The organism is Pseudoalteromonas sp. 20-MNA-CIBAN-0454 (assembly GCF_040308685.1).
In the GTDB taxonomy this organism is placed as follows: Bacteria; Pseudomonadota; Gammaproteobacteria; order Enterobacterales; family Alteromonadaceae; genus Pseudoalteromonas; species Pseudoalteromonas nigrifaciens.
Genome location: NZ_JBEOOB010000020.1, coordinates 39,270 through 56,521 on the forward strand (window position 1 = coordinate 39,270; position 17,252 = coordinate 56,521).

Below are 17,252 nucleotides of genomic sequence, written 5' to 3' on the forward strand. Positions count from 1 at the left end.
AACTGGGCATTTTAATTATTACTGCAGTTATTTTAGTTAAAGTAAACGGCTTTAAAGGTAGCTAGTTGCTCACCTTTTTCATCTTTTAAGCTCAACGATTCGCCATTAACTTGCCACTGCGCAGCTTTACTTAGCATGCTAGACATTGCAGCCTCTTGATCCATGTTTTCATGACACATTTTTTGCGTTGCCGCTATGTGATCAAAAGTCACCGTTTGCTCATTAACTTCATAACCACCGTTAAAGTTATTGCAGCCTAAAAACCCATGCACTTTGCCATCATTACTAAATTGAATGAAAGGTTCTTTTGTTGTAACCGTAACATTATCGCCAGCTAAAGTGATTGCTTTCCAATATGTATTTGCTAAATCAACATCTGGTTTTTGATCTACTTTTGTAACCACAATTTTGTACGGGCTGGTTTGTGCATCTGCTGCGAATGGGTTGTTATTGCTTGTGCTGGTGTAGAGTAGCTCACCATTATTTTCAATACGTGCACTAACGCTGTAGCTAAGTGCTTTATTAATTTTGTTAGTGTCGTAGGCAAGCTCTACTGTATAAGGAGGACCACCATTTAAATCAATAACCTGCTGGCTAATAACGGTTGCTTTAATATCCATTTTAGATACATCGGCAAGTGTTACTGTTAGCTGTGAATTAGGCGCCAACATGCTGCGATCAAGGTAACTAACTTCAGTTGTTAGCGTTGCTGTTGACTCTGCCTGTGTTGCCTGTGCAGTGTTCTTAGCATCATCACATCCAGATAATACCAATGCGCCACTGGCTAAGAAGCTGATCCCTGCTACCGATTTTAAAATTGAACTTGGCTTACGTTTAAACATCGTTGTTCCTTTAATACTAAATTAGATGATTTTAAATGATGATAGTGCTTAGTTACTTAATCAAGGCTTAATTGAGGAGTAAAAGTTTGGCTTAGTGATTGTTACAACGCGTAAAAAAGGGCGCTTATGCGCCCTAAATAAATATTTTTACTTTTTAACAAACTTGGTCAGAATTACAATACGTTGACCATCAACACGCCCTTCTATATGTTCAGGATTGCTGGTTAAGCCAATATTACGTACCGCAGTACCGCGCTTAGCGGTTAGGCTGCTGCCTTTTACATCTAAATCTTTAATTAGCGTTACGGTATCACCGGCTTTAAGTACTACGCCATTGCTATCAAGATGTTTTAAGTCGTCATCTTCAGCAAGTACTTGTTGAGCCCATGCTAATGTATCTTCTTCTAGATAAATCATGTCTAGGGCGTCTTGTGCCCAGCCATTGTCGGCAGCTAAGCGGCTCAACATACGATAAGCCACTACCTGAACTGCAGGAGTTTGGCTCCACATGCTGTCGTTTAAACAATGCCAATGGGTAGGGGTTAGCTCAGCGGTGTCTTCAATTTGATCTTTACATACTTGGCAAGTGTAAATGCATTTATCTGAGTGGGCTTCTTTAACTGGCGGAACTTCGTACACAGATAAAGTATCTGTTGCTGCACATAATTCACATTGGTTATTACTACGTTCTACTAAGGCTTGTTCAATGCTCATATAGGAGGCTCTTATGCTGTTTTTACAAAAATATTATGTGGTTATTATACCTCCATCTGGGCTCTTTGTGTACATTTGCACTAAGGATTAGCGCATATCCATATAAAAAGTATGGTTATATCTTGTTTGTAACTGCAAATTACAATAATTAAATACAGCAAACTCGGTTTAGCATTGAGCAAGACGCAGCGTTTAAGTTTGCGTATGATAAGCGCATGATGGTTTATTTTTTTGATATGTTATGCGCTTACTTCTCCCTATAGTTAGTATTTTAATTGCTTTAGCTTTATTGGTTCCCGGTGTTACCCAGCCTGTATTATCCCTAGAGGGGAAAATAGATAAGTCTAAATTAGCGCAAACAGGTATTGAGATGATTGCCGATGAAGGCGACCGCAACACTCGAAACATGCTGATGATGGCATCAAGCATGTTTGGGTTAGATAAGCTTGAAGGTGAGATAAGTGCTTATCAAAAAACACGCAGCATTTGGGGAACGGTTAACGAACTGGCTCATAATAAAAATTATTTAGTAGCGGTGTTGGTGGCTTTTTTCTCAATTGTAATACCGACTATTAAGTTACTAATGCAATTAGTCTTTTGCTTATTGCCAGCGAGTAAGTTTAAGCAAAATCTGGGAGTAACTATTTGCGCTTTGAGTAAGTGGAGTATGGTAGATGTGTTTGTTATTGCACTTATTGTTACTTACCTTGCAGGCAATGCCGAGGGTGAAACCGGTGGGCTAATTAAAATGCACGCCGAACTGGGGAATGGCTTTTGGTATTTTACCGGTTATTGCTTATTTGCCATTGCCGCGAGTAGTTTTATTAAAACCGATGCAAAAAATATATAAAGATTTGTATTAACTATTCAGTTATCATAAACTTCGCTAGAACCTAGAACCTAGAACCTAGAACCTAGAACCTAGAACCTAGAACCTAGAACCTAGAACCTAGAACCTAGAACCTCAATAAGGCAACTTTTTGCAACGCATTTACTCTAGTTTACTGATCATCGCTATGTTACTCACGCTTGTGGGTCAGGCTGTTGCGTCTGTTGCTATGCTATGTGAAATGCCGCACATGGGCCAAACACAGCATGCTGCAACTAATGTTGCAACTGAAAAAGTACATCAGCAAATGTCAGTCAGTATGATGAATATGGACTGTTGCGATGATGCAGCAACCGAACAAGAATGTAATTGCCCAATTAATGCTTGTTCAGCGTATTCAATGTTGAGTGTTGATGGTTTATTTAGCACCCCACTGATTATTTCTGAAAAAATACAGCTCTATCCCTCACAAAACCAACACCATTTAGTCAGCTCGCTATACCGCCCCCCTATGTCTGCTTAATTGCAGGATAGGTGTACCTAAAATTAGGTCAAGTCGTTTAATTCACCTTTTCTGCCTCTAAATTAATCTTTTAATTTTAGTGGAGTAAGTGATGAATCACTTTGCAGTATTTAAAGTCAGTTTTTTAGCGCTAATGCTAGGAACTGCAATCTCAGCACACAGCAATGAACTTAGCCTAGATGAGGCGCTTTCGTATGCGCTAAACCATGAGCCTTGGCTAAAGGCAAGCCAGTACCAACAAGCCTCAGAGCAAGCACAAAGTATAGCCGCAGGTAGTTTGCCTGATCCGGTATTAACTTTGGGTTTAATGGGCGTGCCAACCGATGGTTTTGCTTTAGATCAAGAAGGTATGACGCAGCTAAGTATTGGTGTAAGCCAAATGTTTAGTCGTGGCGACAGCCTAGCATTAAAACAGCAAGCCTTAGCACAATCTGCGCAGCAACATCCTTGGTTGCGAGCCGATCGCCTTGCACAAGTAAAAACAATTGTTATTGAATCATGGCTTAATGCGTACAGAGCTCAGCGCAGCATTGCGCTTATCGAACAAGATAAAGCCTTATTTTCGCAACTGATTGATATAACCGAATCAAGTTATGCCAGCTCGCTAGGCAAAACTCGTCAGCAAGATATTATTCGCGCTCAGTTAGAGCTCACTCGCCTAGAAGATAAATTAGTAATGCTAGCGCAGCAACTTGAAAGTGCTAAAAAACGGCTGTCGCAATGGTTGCCAATGAGCATGCTAACTCAACCAGTAAGTACTAAAAACACAGCTATTGAGCCGTTAATTAGTTTTACCACGCTGGAATTTGAGGCGCTAATGTCGTTACTTATGGCGCATCCCGCGATTGTTGCTATTGATCAAACAGTAACAGCTAAGCAAACAGAAATAGCGCTCGCAAAGCAAAGTTATAAGCCGCAGTTTGGAGTAAATATGGGCTATAGCCATCGAGGTGATACGCCTATGGGAGACTCACGAGCCGATTTACTCTCTGTTGGGGTAAGTATTGATTTGCCGTTATTTACTAGTAACCGCCAAGATCAGCAAGTTAACGCTGCAATAGCGACAGCTGAAGCAGTTAAAACTCAAAAGTTAATAGCGCTACAAAAGTTAAAAGGGATGTATTTCAAAGAGTTTAGCCAATTAATGCAGCTACAAAAACGCGATACGCTTTATCAAACTAAGTTATTACCGCAAATGGCAGAGCAAGCCCAAGCCACACTCAATGCATACACGCGGGACGACGGTGATTTTTCAGAAGTTATGCGTGCTCGTATTAGTGAGCTTAATGCCAAAATTGACGGCTTAAATATTCAAATAGACCAACAAATTATTATTGCTCGTCTAAATTATTATGCCAGTAGCCAAGACGCTGCTGTGATGCTTGAGCAATTAGGAGAGCAAAATCGTGAATACTAATTTAAAACTATTAATAGCTGCTGTAGTGGGTGGTGGAGTAACGGCATTAGTGTTATCGCTTATGCCCGCGAGCAATACTGATATTAAAGCAAGCACAGAAAAACAACCACTGTACTGGGTAGCACCCATGGATAGTAATTATCGACGTGATGAACCCGGGCTTTCGCCAATGGGCATGGATTTAGTGCCTGTTTACGATGAAGCACCAGGCAGTAGTAGCAATTTAGATGGCCCAGGTGCTGTGACTATTTCGCCAGCGGTGGTTAATAATCTCGGGGTAAGAATCGCCAAAGTACAGTACAAAGCGTTACAAAATGAAGTTAAAACGGTTGGCTATGTGCAATATAATCAAGATCAACTTATTCATATTCACCCTCGTGTAGAGGGTTGGTTAGAAACGCTTTATATCAAAGCAGCCGGTGACAGTGTTGAGCAAGGTGAGCCACTTTATACCTTGTACTCACCGCAATTAGTGAATGCCCAAGAAGAGTTTCTATTAGCGCTCAATCGTAACAACCAGGTGCTTATTCGCGCAGCTAAAGCACGCTTAAAGTCACTTAATATATCGGATGATTTTGTAGAGCGGCTGCAAAAAAGTAAACAAGTAATGCAAAACATTACCTTTTATGCCATTCAAAGTGGCGTAGTTGAAGAGCTAAATGTGCGCGAAGGTTTTTATGTTAACCCCGGCACCACTATGATGAGTATTGGTAAGCTTGATGAGGTATGGGTTGAAGCGCAAGTGTTTGAGCGCCAAGCTGAGCTAATTAAGATTGGCCAGCCAGTAAGCATGACGCTTGATTATTTAAGTGGTCAAAGCTGGCAGGGTAAAGTGGATTATATTTACCCAACACTCGATGCTAAAAACCGGACCTTACGAGTGCGCCTGCGCTTTAATAACGAAGGCCATAAACTTAAGCCTAATATGTTTGCCCAAGTAAATATTCATACTCAAGCCAATAAAGCGCAATTAGTAGTCCCTAAAGAAGCGGTGATCCGCACCGGTAACCAAAACCGTGTAGTGGTTGCCTTGGGCGAGGGGCGCTTTAAATCTGTGGCTGTAGAAATGGGCAGAAGTGACAGTAAAAACACCGCAATATTATCAGGAATAATGGCAGATGATGACGTGGTGGTTTCGGCGCAATTTTTATTAGATTCAGAATCAAGTAAAAGCTCAGACTTTAAACGCATGCAAGCCCCTCAAGCTGTTAGCTCTGTATGGAGCGAGGGCATTGTTAATAGCATTATGGCGGAACATCGTATGGTTAATATTAGCCATGAGCCGATAGCTGAACTTGATTGGCCTAGTATGACAATGGACTTTACGGTTGCTGATGATGTTGACTTTACTGCTTTTGAAAATGGCCAAACATTACATTTTGAGCTGACTAAGCAAGCTGATGGCAGTTATGTATTAACGGCTATTCATATAATGAAAAGCACAGTAACAAATAGCGAAAAAAATACAGCAACTGTTTTGGGCACAATTAACAGTATTGATAAAGCACAGCGCATAGCAAATATTAGCCGTGGTGCAATAGAAAAATGGGGACGCGAACCTGCAAGGCTCGATTTTACCTTTGCAGATGATATAGATTTAACCGCACTTGCAGCGCAGCAACAAATAAACTTTACCTTTAGTTTGCAGCAAGGGGAGTTTGTGATTAGCCACATAAATGGTGAGCACTCTACAAGCGCATCAGGTAATCACACTATGCAATTGCATAACGCGCATTAGGAGGCAATATGATAGCTGCAATTATACGTTGGTCCGTTCTTAATCGCTTTTTTGTGTTGTTACTGACCGTTATTTTAATTGGCGGGGGCTTATTTGCTGTTAAAAATACCCCAGTTGATGCCTTGCCCGACTTATCAGATGTGCAAGTAATTATTAAAACCTCGTATCCGGGGCAAGCGCCGCAAGTAGTGCAAGATCAGGTTACTTTTCCACTTACCACTGCAATGTTATCGGTGCCAGGAGCGCAAACAGTAAGGGGCTTTTCATTTTTTGGAGACTCTTACGTATATGTAATATTTGATGAAAAAACCGATTTGTACTGGGCACGTAGCCGAGTACAAGAATATTTAAGCCAAGTAGCCAGCCGCTTGCCAGCTACAGCCAGTGCAGAGCTTGGCCCCGATGCCACCGGTGTTGGTTGGGTATACTTATATGCATTAGTAGATAAAACTAATCAGCACGATATTAGCCAATTACGCAGCTTACAAGATTGGTTTTTAAAATTTGAATTGCAAACCGTACCTGGCGTATCTGAGGTTGCCTCAGTAGGGGGCATGGTTAAACAGTACCAAGTGACGGTTGACCCCGATAAGTTACGAGCTTATGGCATTCCACTGAGCTTAATTCAAACTGCCATTGCCCAAGGTAATCAAGAAATGGGCGCATCGGTAGTCGAAATGGCCGAGGCTGAATACATGGTTACTAGCACCGGCTATATTAAAAGTGTCGCCGATTTAGAAGCCATTCCTTTAGGTGTTAATACTAATGCCACACCACTGCAATTGCGTGATGTGGCCGATATTCGTTTAGGGCCGCAAATGCGCCGTGGTATTGTAGAGCTTAATGGTGAAGGCGAAGTGGCTGGTGGCGTAGTGGTAATGCGCTACGGTGAAAACGCGCAAAAAACCATTGAGCTGGTAAAAGCAAAGCTCGAATCATTAAAAAATGGCCTGCCCGAAGGGGTTGAAATTGTACCGGTTTATGACAGGTCAAATTTGATTAATAATGCGGTTGATAACTTAACCAATAAACTACTCGAAGAGCTGGTTGTGGTTGCTTTGGTTTGCATTGTATTTTTGTTTCATGTGCGCTCATCTTTAGTAGCGATTATTACTCTACCACTGGGTATTTTAACAGCATTTTTAATTATGTACTGGCAAGGTATTAATGCCAATATTATGTCGCTTGGCGGTATTGCCATTGCAATTGGCGCCATGACCGATGGCGCCATAGTGATGATTGAAAATATGCACAAACATATGGAAAAAACCCCACTAACCGATGAAAACCGCTGGCAAGTGGTGATCGATTCGGCCAGTGAAGTCGGCCCCGCATTATTTTTTAGCTTAATGATAATTACGGTAAGTTTTATGCCGGTATTTATTTTAGAGGCGCAAGAAGGGCGCATGTTTGCCCCGCTGGCGTACACTAAAACTTATGCTATGGCCGCCTCTGCTGGGCTTGCAATTACTTTAGTACCGGTGCTTATGGGTTACTTTATTCGCGGCAAAGTAATTTCAGAGCAAAAAAATCCGGTTAACCGTATGCTGGTAAATGCTTATAAACCATTACTAAATGCAGTACTTAAGTTTCCTAAAGCAACCTTGGTATTAGCTATGCTGGTTGCAGTGATTGGCTTTTATCCTGTAAATAAAATAGGGAGCGAATTTATTCCACCCCTTGATGAGGGCGATTTAATGTATATGCCAACTACTTATCCAGGCATTTCGATTGGTAAAGCGCGGGAGCTGTTACAGCAAACCGATAAATTAATTGCCACTGTGCCAGAGGTACAAACTGTATTTGGTAAAGTAGGGCGAGCAGAAACCGCCACAGATCCAGCGCCGCTTACCATGATAGAAACCTTTATTCAGCTCAAGCCTAAAGATCAATGGCGCGAAGGTATGACCCTAGATAAACTCAAAAAAGAGCTAGATAGTTTAGTGAAGTTTCCTGGGGTAACTAACGCATGGGTTATGCCAATAAAAACCCGTATTGATATGTTAGCAACCGGCATTAAAACCCCGGTGGGGATTAAAGTTGCTGGCCCTAAATTGAGTGAAATTCAAAAAATAGGTCAACAAATTGAAAGCATTTTAAAAGATGTACCGGGTACGGCATCCGTTTATTCTGAGCGAGTTGCTGGTGGGCGTTATATTAAGGTAGATATAAACCGTGAAAAAGCGGCGCGCTATAGTTTAAATATTGCCGATATACAGCAAGTTGTAGCTACTGCTATTGGCGGCACAAATGTCACCCAAACCGTAGAAGGGCAAGAGCGCTATCCGGTAAATTTACGATACCCGCAAGGTTACCGCGATTCACCTGAGGAGCTAATGTTACTTCCTATTGTAACTCCAGCCGGGCAGCGTATAGCTTTAGCAGATGTTGCTAAAGTATTAATTGAAGATGGCCCAGCCGGAATAAAAAGTGAAAATGCCCGCTTAAATGGTTGGAGCTTTATTGATATAGAAAATATTGATATTGGTACATATGTAGAAAACGCCCAGCAAATTTTGCATGAGCAATTGATACTACCAGCAGGATATTCAATTACCTGGGCTGGGCAATATGAATATATGCAGCGTGCTAAAGATAAGCTTGCTTACGTATTACCACTAACGTTAGCCATTATTGTAGTGCTGCTGTATCTGAACTTTAGAAGCTTTGCGGAGGTATTGATTATTATCGTTACTTTACCGTTGGCGATGATTGGCGGAATATGGCTAATGTACCTAGAAGGCTTTAACTTTTCGGTGGCTGTTGGGGTGGGCTTTATTGCACTTGCAGGGGTGGCCGTAGAAATTGGGGTGATCATGCTGGTGTATTTAAATCAGGCCTACCAAGAAAAAATTACCCAAGCACAACAAACTGGTGTGCCGCTTAATTATGAGCAGCTTAAGCAAGCAATAACAGAGGGCGCAGGGCTAAGAGTACGCCCCGTAATGATGACAGTAGCTACTATAGTGATAGGTTTATTACCGGTACTTTATGGCACTGGCACGGGCAGTGAAATAATGAGCCGCATAGCAGCGCCTATGGTAGGGGGTATGTTTAGTGCGGTTGTTTTAACCTTATTAGTAATACCGGCAACGTATTTATTGTGGCGCAAACGCGACCTATAATATTTACATTGGTTATGTAACTTATACTGAAAAACAGTATTAAGTTACATAGCCTGCAACTTTGCTATTGATATTGCTCACTTTTTTATATGGCACGATTTACGCATTACTATGTTTACTCAGCTTAAGTAAGGAATGCAGATGCAAGTTAAAACAATTCAACAAATGTATGACTGGACTATTTTGTTTCATACACAAATGGCGGCCAACTTTTTTAGTGTGCGGGAACTATTAGGTGAGCATAATACTCAATTAGTTGATTACTGTACTAAATACGAAAAAAAACTCGCTGAAGATTTAATTGGCTTTAAAGCAATCACCACCATAAATACGTTAGATACCTACTGCTATGAGTATTTTGCAGAAAATCCAGAGCTACTGAATTTTACTGATTTAGATCGAAGTACCCAATTAGATGAGCAAGCTATTCAGGGCTATTTGTCTGATCAGCATCAAAAAGTAATAAATGCTTATGAGTACTTAGAGGGAAAAACACAAACTGCAGACGGCAAAGAAAAACTCGGACAAATACTGCAGCTTGAGTACCAAGGATTAAAACAAATGGTACAAAGCATAAACCGACATATAGATATGTAACCTGATCTCCGGATAATAAACTTATCTTAAGCAGCTATTTTCAGCGCTAACTGCGTTGAATTTTCTTGCAATAGGCCAGCTATTGACGCGTAAACTCGCCTTATTTTCACTGAAAATCTCTAGCTAGAGAAAATACAGTTAAATATAACTATGATTCAATACGTTAGTAAATCTCTTAACCAGAGTTCAGGTTATGTAAATTTATATACAGTTAAAACTAATAAAAATAACGGCGCTACACTATGGTGTGTAGCGCCGTTATTTTGTTAAACCTTTTCTACATCAACAATTAAGTCGCTTGTTATCGACTCTAATGCATTAATTACTTCTTCTTTATTCAACCCATTAGGTAGTGTTACTGTAGCAACAGCACTAAAAATAGGCACGCCCCAATTAGGTGCGCTTTGTTGCCTTGAGTTTAAGTGAGTAATATTGGCTCCTTTATGACGAATTACACTTGCAAGCTCTTGCACAATACCCGGGCGATCGTTACCGGTAATAACAAAGTTAAGTTGCTCACGTGTGGCGGGTTCTATTTCTGTATTGCCTGTTTCAATACGTACATCAAGTTTAGGCAGAGCATTGAGCGCATTTTGCAGTGCCTGAAAATGCTCTTCGCTAACTTCAATCTGAATAATTCCTGCAAAGTGACCGAGCAAATGGCTCAAGTTGCTGCTTAGCCAGTTGCCATGATTTTCTAAAATAACGGATGAAATGCTCTCTACTAAACCAGGACGATCTTGTCCTAAAATGGTTATAACCAACTGCTTCATAAATAGTTCTCTTCTTTAAAGCCCAAATAAGGTAATGCATAGGCATTAAGTGTTGTTTAACTCTATTCAGAGTTCAGGTTAAATATTATGATTTAGCTGCTAAAGTTAGACCTTTAATCCTACAGTGCAGCCCTTGCAACAAACCATAATTATTAACTAAATGCTTCCTGAGTATTGACCTCGATAAATACTTTGTCCAATAAATATAATATTTAGTTCATCAATACTGCATAAACACGGCTGCTATTTGATCTTAAAGATATTTAAATTACACGGTAAATAATTATTACCGCTGTAACATTACTGTCACTTTGATGAAATATAATCACTGCAACGTTAAGATTAAAGGATGTTTTGATGACTTCCAATCCGAATAAGCCGACTTTTAATACGGATCGAAGCCGTCTATTTAAAGACCGACTTGCCCAGTTTGGCATAACCGTAGGTGGAGTAATGGTATTAATAGCGCTGCTATTAATTTTTTTCTACCTTCTTTATATAGTACAGCCAATTTTTGAATCAGCTAAAGTTGAAAAGCGCGACAGTTTTAATCTTACAAACGCAGAGCAAATAGTGGGAGTAGGCGTTGAGGAACAAACTGAAGTTGCTTATTTATTAAGCCAGCAAGGGAGTGTTGACTTTTATAGTGTTGAAAAAGCTAACTTTGGTAAAAAGCTAAAAACGCTAGAGGTAACCCTGCCTAGCGATGTGAGTAGCTTTGCTACCAGTGCACCGTTTCAGGGGCAATATGCTTATGGTTTAGAAAATGGCAGTGTAAAAATTGTTATTCCTAAATTTATGGTGACGTTTCCAAATAACGAACGTAAATTAACTCCGCGTTTAGATTATCCGCTAGGCGAACTTGCTTTAGAGGTAGACGAGCAAGGTGCTGCTATAAAGCGTTTTGCATTTAGCCACTTTGAAGACAAAACAGCCGTTGTTGCGCTAACAGCCGACAAGCGCGTTTTATTTAGTAGCTTTGTTGCTGAAGAAAACATGTTTAGCGGTGAAGTTGAATGGCTTGTGGAACGCACCGAGCTAGATGTTGCTGGGCGAGTAGATGAGTTACTTATGTCGCCAGATACTACCCGAGTATTTGTGCGCTCAGCTAATCAAATTTATGTTTACGATACGCGTGACCCAAGCGAAGTAGAGCAAATTCAATTACTGTCTGCCAATGAAGAAAACGCTAATATTGTTGCGGCGCAATTACTTGCGGGCGCTAACTCTCTTATGTTGGCAAACGATAATGGAAAGGTATCGCAGTGGTTTGAAATAAATACCGATAGTGGCCGTGAATATCAAAAAATCCGCTCATTTGAAACAACAAAGCAAAGTAAGTTAAACGTATTTACTGAGTTTTACCGCCGTACCTTTTTTACTACCAGTAGTAATGGTGAGTTAGGTGTTTATTACACCACAAGCCAAGCAAAATTGTGGCAAGGCAAAGTAAGCGAAGGAGCAATTAAAAACTTTGCTATAGCACCGCGTGCAAATGCAGCGCTAATTGTTGCTGACAACAAACTAACCGTATTAGAAATTCATAACGAACACCCAGAAGTTACTTGGTCTGCACTTTGGCAAGAAGTGTGGTACGAAGGTTACCCAGAGCCAGGTTATATTTGGCAATCAACCTCAGCCAGTGACGACTTTGAGTCTAAGTTTTCGTTAGTGCCTATTTCGTTTGGTACTTTAAAGGCTGCATTTTACGCCATGCTATTTGCCGTACCTATCGCGATTTCTGCTGCTATTTATACCGCTTACTTTATGTCGAGTGAACTGCGTAAAGTGGTTAAGCCAACGGTAGAAATAATGGAAGCACTTCCTACCGTTATTTTGGGGTTTTTAGCGGGCCTATGGTTAGCGCCTTTAATAGAGCAGCACTTACCAGCCATAGTTGGCTTACTGGTGTTATTACCTTTAGGTATTTTGGCCACTGCGCTTGGTTGGACTAAATTACCAGCCAGTATTCGCCATAAAATTCCTGAAGGATCGCATGCCATTATACTTATACCGGTAGTGTTATTTATTGGTTGGTTTTCGTTTGCGATGAGCGAAACTGTTGAGCTGTGGATGTTTGATGGTAACGTGCGCCAATATTTAACTAACGAGCTTGGCATGACCTTCGATCAGCGTAATGCCTTGGTAGTGGGTATTGCGATGGGCTTTGCTGTAATTCCTACTATATTTTCGATTGCGGAAGACGCGGTATTTAGCGTGCCTAAGCATTTGTCTAATGGCTCACTGGCACTGGGTGCAACACAGTGGCAAACACTGATACGCGTGGTATTACTTACCGCCAGCCCTGGAATATTTTCTGCGGTAATGATGGGCCTTGGCCGCGCAGTAGGCGAAACCATGATAGTGCTTATGGCAACCGGTAATACCCCGATTATGGATTGGAGTGTGTTTCAGGGAATGCGTACGCTTGCGGCAAATATTGCGGTTGAAATGCCAGAGTCGGAAGTGGGTAGTTCGCATTACAGAATATTGTTTTTAGCAGCATTTGTATTATTTATATTTACCTTTGTTTTTAACACCATTGCTGAGTTTGTTCGTCAGCAACTGCGTGAAAAATACAGCTCAATGTAAGTGGAGAACACGACATGGTAAAGCAGTGGTTTAGGTCTGGTTCTCCTTGGATTTGGATGACCGGTGGTGCGGTGAGCATCAGCTTAATTTCAGTAATTGGTTTATTAGCTATGATAGCGTGGAAAGGGTTAAGCTTTTTCTGGCCTTCTGAAGTAGTGCAATTTGAGCTGGAAGGCTCAATTGCAAAACAAACTATTATTGGTGAAATTTACGATCGAGAATTAGTACCCAAAGCGCGTTTAGCGGCAACCGGTGTTGATGTTTCGGCATATGATAGGGAAGAATTTGAGCGGTTATTAATTAAAACCGGTAACCGTGAATATGTAGATTTAGATTTTCGTTGGATATTAAACACCGACATAAAAAACCAATCAACGCCTACCACCCTTGCCGTGTTTGAGCGTAGCAAAAATGGTAATTTTTATGGCTACGTAGAAGGCGTAATTGAAGACGGACAACCTGTTACCGGCGATAAGGTAGCCTATTTACATAAGCTGGTTGAACGGGCAGTTGATTTAAACGACGAAGCACTTGATTTACAAAACGGTGATATTGGTCATATTAACTATGAACTGGAACGTCTAAGGCTAAAAGAAAAATCCTACTTACTTGATAATGAACTTACAGACGAACGTGTTGCTGAGCTTGCAGAGGCGCGTGCAGAACTACGTGCCGAGTATGCGGTGCTCGAAAAGCAACTGTTTGCACTGCGTAAACAAGCACAGCGCGACCAAGTTATGGTTAAAGATATGCGCGGCGAAATAGTCACCATTCCATTGTATCAAGTATTAGATGTGTGGTTTCCAAACGACATGAGCTTTTTAACCAAACTGGGCCATTACTTTATCCAATTAGGTAAGTTTGTATCAGATGACCCTCGCGAAGCAAATACCGAAGGTGGCGTATTTCCGGCCATATTTGGTACCGTGTTTATGGTTATGCTAATGGCTGTTATTGTGACGCCATTTGGGGTGGTTGCTGCAATTTACTTGCATGAATACGCGGCTAAAAATGCGGTAACTAAGATGATCCGTATTGCGGTAATTAACCTAGCCGGTGTACCTTCTATTGTATATGGTGTATTTGGCTTAGGCTTTTTTGTTTATATGCTAGGTGGCAGCCTTGACCAATTATTTTATCCTGAGTCATCACCTACTCCGGTATTTGGTACACCAGGTGTTATGTGGTCGGCTTTAACACTGGCAATACTTACCTTGCCTGTGGTTATTGTTTCCACTGAAGAGGGACTATCGCGTATTCCAAGTACGGTACGCCACGGATCATTAGCGCTTGGTGCCACACAAGCAGAAACCTTATGGCGTATTGTTATACCTATGGCAAGCCCAGCAATTATGACAGGTTTAATACTGGCTGTTGCGCGTGCAGCAGGTGAAGTAGCGCCATTAATGCTGGTGGGTGTAGTAAAAATGGCACCTACGTTACCGCTTGATGGTAACTTTCCATACTTTCACTTAGACAGAAAGTTTATGCACTTAGGTTTTCATATTTACGATGTTGGCTTTCAAAGCCCGAATGTTGAAGCGGCGCGACCGCTGGTATATGCAACGGCATTTTTATTAGTGTCGGTAATTATTACCCTCAACATAACCGCTATTGGTATACGTAATCATTTACGTGAAAAATTCAGATCGCTTGAGCTTTAATAAGATTTAATAGGTAACAAACATGATTTCAGTCGCTCCAAAAGTAAATCAAGCCAATACCAGCTTGAAGTTAGACTTAGATAATTTAACCACAGAGCAAACAGCGTTAGAGATTAAAGATCTCGATCTTTACTACGGCGATAAACAAGCGCTGAGTAAAGTAAATATGAATATTCCAAAGGGCCAGGTAACAGCCTTTATTGGCCCGTCGGGGTGTGGTAAATCAACCTTATTACGGTGTATTAACCGCATGAACGACTTAGTTGATATTTGCCGCATAGAAGGTGAAATACTGCTACATGGACAAAACATTTACGATAAAAACGTTGATGTAGCGGCGCTGCGTCGTAACGTAGGCATGGTATTTCAGCGACCTAACCCTTTTCCTAAATCAATTTATGAAAATGTGGTTTATGGTTTGCGCTTACAAGGCATTAAAGACAAACGTAAATTAGATGAAGTAGTTGAGCAATCATTGCGTGGTGCAGCGCTGTGGGATGAAGTAAAAGACAGGCTACACGACAGCGCTTTTGGGTTGTCGGGTGGACAGCAGCAACGTTTAGTTATTGCGCGCTCAATTGCTATTTCGCCAGAAGTATTATTGCTTGATGAACCTACCTCGGCACTAGACCCTATTTCTACTTTAGTAATAGAGGAGCTAATTAACGATTTAAAGAGCAAGTTTACAGTGGTAATTGTTACCCATAATATGCAACAGGCCGCCAGGGTTTCTGACCAAACGGCGTTTATGTATATGGGGGAGCTAATTGAATACTCAGACACCAATACCTTATTTACAACGCCTAATAAGAAAAAAACAGAAGACTATATAACCGGTCGTTACGGCTAATTCAGCCGATATTATGTGTACAATATTGATAGGATAATAACGATGGAACATAACATTAATAAGCATATTTCTGGCCGTTTTAATCAAGAATTAGAAAACGTACGCAACCTTGTGCTTAGTATGGGCGGGCTGGTTGAGCAACAGCTTAACAGTGCATTAGATGCAGTGAGCCAAAATGATGCTATGCTTGCGCAAAAAGTGCGAGAGAATGATTATAAAGTTAATGCAATGGAAGTAAGCATTGACGAAGAATGTACGCGAATTATTGCCAGGCGTCAGCCTGCTGCAAGCGATTTGCGTTTAGTAGTGGCTATTGCAAAAACTATTGCAGATTTAGAGCGTATAGGCGATGAAGCTAAGCGAATTGCTAAAGTTGCACTAGACTCATTTACTAAAGACCAACAGGCTTTGTTAGTAAATATTGAAAATATGGGGCGCCAAGTATCAAAAATGTTGCACGATGTACTCGATGCATTTGCGCGTATGGACGTACAACGTGCATTTGAAGTACACAAAGAGGATGCTAAAGTTGATAGAGAGTACGAAGCCATTATTCGTCAAATTATGACCTATATGATGGAAGACCCGCGCTCAATCCCGAAAATTATGGATTTAGTGTGGTCAGTTCGTTCATTAGAACGCATTGGTGATCGGTGTCAAAATATTGCTGAATATATTATTTATTTTGTTAATGGAAAAGATATTCGCCATACATCTCAAGAAGATATAGAAAAGTCTTTATAATTTTTTTAATTAGTTTTTTTTATTACAACGACGAATTATAATTTTTTTTTAGTTTGCTGGCGGTTGAGCAATAAAAAGCGTTCACAATCGAGCTTAATACTGTAAAATTCATGCCGCACAGCATACTAAATTGATTTAAGGGTCAGTTATGCAAACTAACGCGTTTCTAGGAGTATTTGCAAAATCTCCTATCAAACCAATGGAAGAACATATTCGAAAGGTTCATCAAGCTAGTAAAGCTTTGATTCCTTTTTTTAATCACGTATTTAAAGAAGAATGGCAACAAGCTGAAGAGCTACGTTTAACCATTCGTAATTTAGAACGTGAAGCCGATGAAATGAAAAGAAATATACGTTTACAACTACCGCGTGGATTATTTATGCCGGTAGAGCGTACAGATCTGCTCGAATTAGTAACCCAGCAAGATAAAATTGCCAATAAAGCAAAAGACATTGCAGGGCGTGTAATTGGTCGTGAGATGATCATACCAAAAGTAATTCAAATCGACTTTTTAGCTTATTTAACACGTTGTGTTGATGCTACTAAACAAGCATCTAATGCGATAAATGAGTTAGAAGAGTTATTAGAAACAGGTTTTAAAGGTCGCGAAGTGGCCTTGGTTGAAAAAATGCTCGTTGAATTGGATGCCATAGAACAAGACACGGATGAAATGCAAATTAAAATACGCCGCCAACTACGCGCAGTAGAAGGTGAGTTAAACCCGGTTGATGTGATGTTTTTATATAAGATCATTGAATGGGTTGGCGAGCTTGCAGATATTGCAGAGCGCGTAGGATCACGTCTTGAGCTGATGTTAGCTCGTTAATTTAAAATCAGTTCAAAA

Annotated in this window: 14 protein-coding genes; 11 read left to right on the forward strand and 3 right to left on the reverse strand. The window is 40.7% G+C overall.

Annotation, left to right across the window (positions count from 1 at the left end; genetic code table 11):
- Positions 1 to 32: 32 nt before the first annotated feature.
- Together AAEZ22_RS11160 and AAEZ22_RS11165 are read right to left on the reverse strand one after the other, a co-directional pair.
- Positions 33 to 842: an META domain-containing protein gene (locus AAEZ22_RS11160; RefSeq protein WP_011327012.1), complete on the reverse strand. Its 810-nt coding sequence runs from the start codon at positions 840 to 842 to the stop codon at positions 33 to 35.
- A 147-nt stretch (positions 843 to 989) separates the two neighbouring features.
- Complete coding sequence (locus AAEZ22_RS11165; protein WP_011327013.1) at positions 990 to 1,556, reverse strand: PhnA domain-containing protein; 567 nt, start codon at positions 1,554 to 1,556, stop codon at positions 990 to 992.
- 241 nt (positions 1,557 to 1,797) lie between these two features.
- Here AAEZ22_RS11165 and AAEZ22_RS11170 point away from each other — a divergent pair, with 241 nt between their 5' ends.
- The 6 genes from AAEZ22_RS11170 to AAEZ22_RS11195 all read left to right on the forward strand — a co-directional run bounded on the left by AAEZ22_RS11170 (position 1,798) and on the right by AAEZ22_RS11195 (position 9,785).
- Positions 1,798 to 2,406 (forward strand): paraquat-inducible protein A, encoded by a 609-nt coding sequence (locus AAEZ22_RS11170; protein WP_341255265.1) that lies wholly within the window; start codon positions 1,798 to 1,800, stop codon positions 2,404 to 2,406.
- Between the two features lie 130 nt (positions 2,407 to 2,536).
- Positions 2,537 to 2,908, forward strand: a complete 372-nt coding sequence (locus AAEZ22_RS11175) for a hypothetical protein (protein ID WP_352297258.1) — start codon at positions 2,537 to 2,539, stop codon at positions 2,906 to 2,908.
- A 91-nt stretch (positions 2,909 to 2,999) separates the two neighbouring features.
- A complete protein-coding gene (locus AAEZ22_RS11180) occupies positions 3,000 to 4,325 on the forward strand; it encodes a TolC family protein (RefSeq protein WP_011327016.1) in 1,326 nt (441 codons plus the stop codon).
- Positions 4,315 to 6,063: an efflux RND transporter periplasmic adaptor subunit gene (locus AAEZ22_RS11185; RefSeq protein WP_182677007.1), complete on the forward strand. Its 1,749-nt coding sequence runs from the start codon at positions 4,315 to 4,317 to the stop codon at positions 6,061 to 6,063. The genes AAEZ22_RS11180 and AAEZ22_RS11185 overlap by 11 nt, the downstream gene beginning before the upstream one ends.
- A gap of 8 nt (positions 6,064 to 6,071) precedes the next feature.
- A complete protein-coding gene (locus tag AAEZ22_RS11190; RefSeq protein WP_339686152.1) occupies positions 6,072 to 9,188 on the forward strand; it encodes an efflux RND transporter permease subunit in 3,117 nt (1,038 codons plus the stop codon).
- A gap of 141 nt (positions 9,189 to 9,329) precedes the next feature.
- Positions 9,330 to 9,785, forward strand: a complete 456-nt coding sequence (locus AAEZ22_RS11195) for a hypothetical protein (protein WP_011327019.1) — start codon at positions 9,330 to 9,332, stop codon at positions 9,783 to 9,785.
- A 266-nt stretch (positions 9,786 to 10,051) separates the two neighbouring features.
- On the opposite strand, the gene AAEZ22_RS11200 is transcribed toward AAEZ22_RS11195, so the two are convergent.
- Positions 10,052 to 10,558: a glycine cleavage system transcriptional repressor gene (locus tag AAEZ22_RS11200; RefSeq protein WP_011327021.1), complete on the reverse strand. Its 507-nt coding sequence runs from the start codon at positions 10,556 to 10,558 to the stop codon at positions 10,052 to 10,054.
- A 357-nt stretch (positions 10,559 to 10,915) separates the two neighbouring features.
- On the opposite strand from AAEZ22_RS11200, the gene AAEZ22_RS11205 reads away from it, so the two are divergent.
- The 5 genes from AAEZ22_RS11205 (at position 10,916) to AAEZ22_RS11225 (ending at position 17,234) form a co-directional block, all read left to right on the forward strand.
- Entirely contained in the window at positions 10,916 to 13,150 is a 2,235-nt protein-coding gene (locus AAEZ22_RS11205; protein ID WP_182684415.1) for an ABC transporter permease subunit, read from the forward strand.
- Between the two features lie 14 nt (positions 13,151 to 13,164).
- Entirely contained in the window at positions 13,165 to 14,814 is a 1,650-nt protein-coding gene (gene pstA / locus AAEZ22_RS11210) for a phosphate ABC transporter permease PstA (protein WP_011327023.1), read from the forward strand.
- Between the two features lie 22 nt (positions 14,815 to 14,836).
- Positions 14,837 to 15,664 (forward strand): phosphate ABC transporter ATP-binding protein PstB, encoded by an 828-nt coding sequence (gene pstB / locus AAEZ22_RS11215; RefSeq protein ID WP_339686147.1) that lies wholly within the window; start codon positions 14,837 to 14,839, stop codon positions 15,662 to 15,664.
- A 42-nt stretch (positions 15,665 to 15,706) separates the two neighbouring features.
- Positions 15,707 to 16,408 (forward strand): phosphate signaling complex protein PhoU, encoded by a 702-nt coding sequence (gene phoU, locus AAEZ22_RS11220; RefSeq protein WP_011327025.1) that lies wholly within the window; start codon positions 15,707 to 15,709, stop codon positions 16,406 to 16,408.
- Positions 16,409 to 16,556: 148 nt separating this feature from the next.
- Positions 16,557 to 17,234 carry a TIGR00153 family protein gene (locus AAEZ22_RS11225; RefSeq protein ID WP_011327026.1) on the forward strand — a complete coding sequence of 226 codons (678 nt, stop codon included), beginning with the start codon at positions 16,557 to 16,559 and terminating at the stop codon, positions 17,232 to 17,234.
- Positions 17,235 to 17,252: the final 18 nt, after the last annotated feature.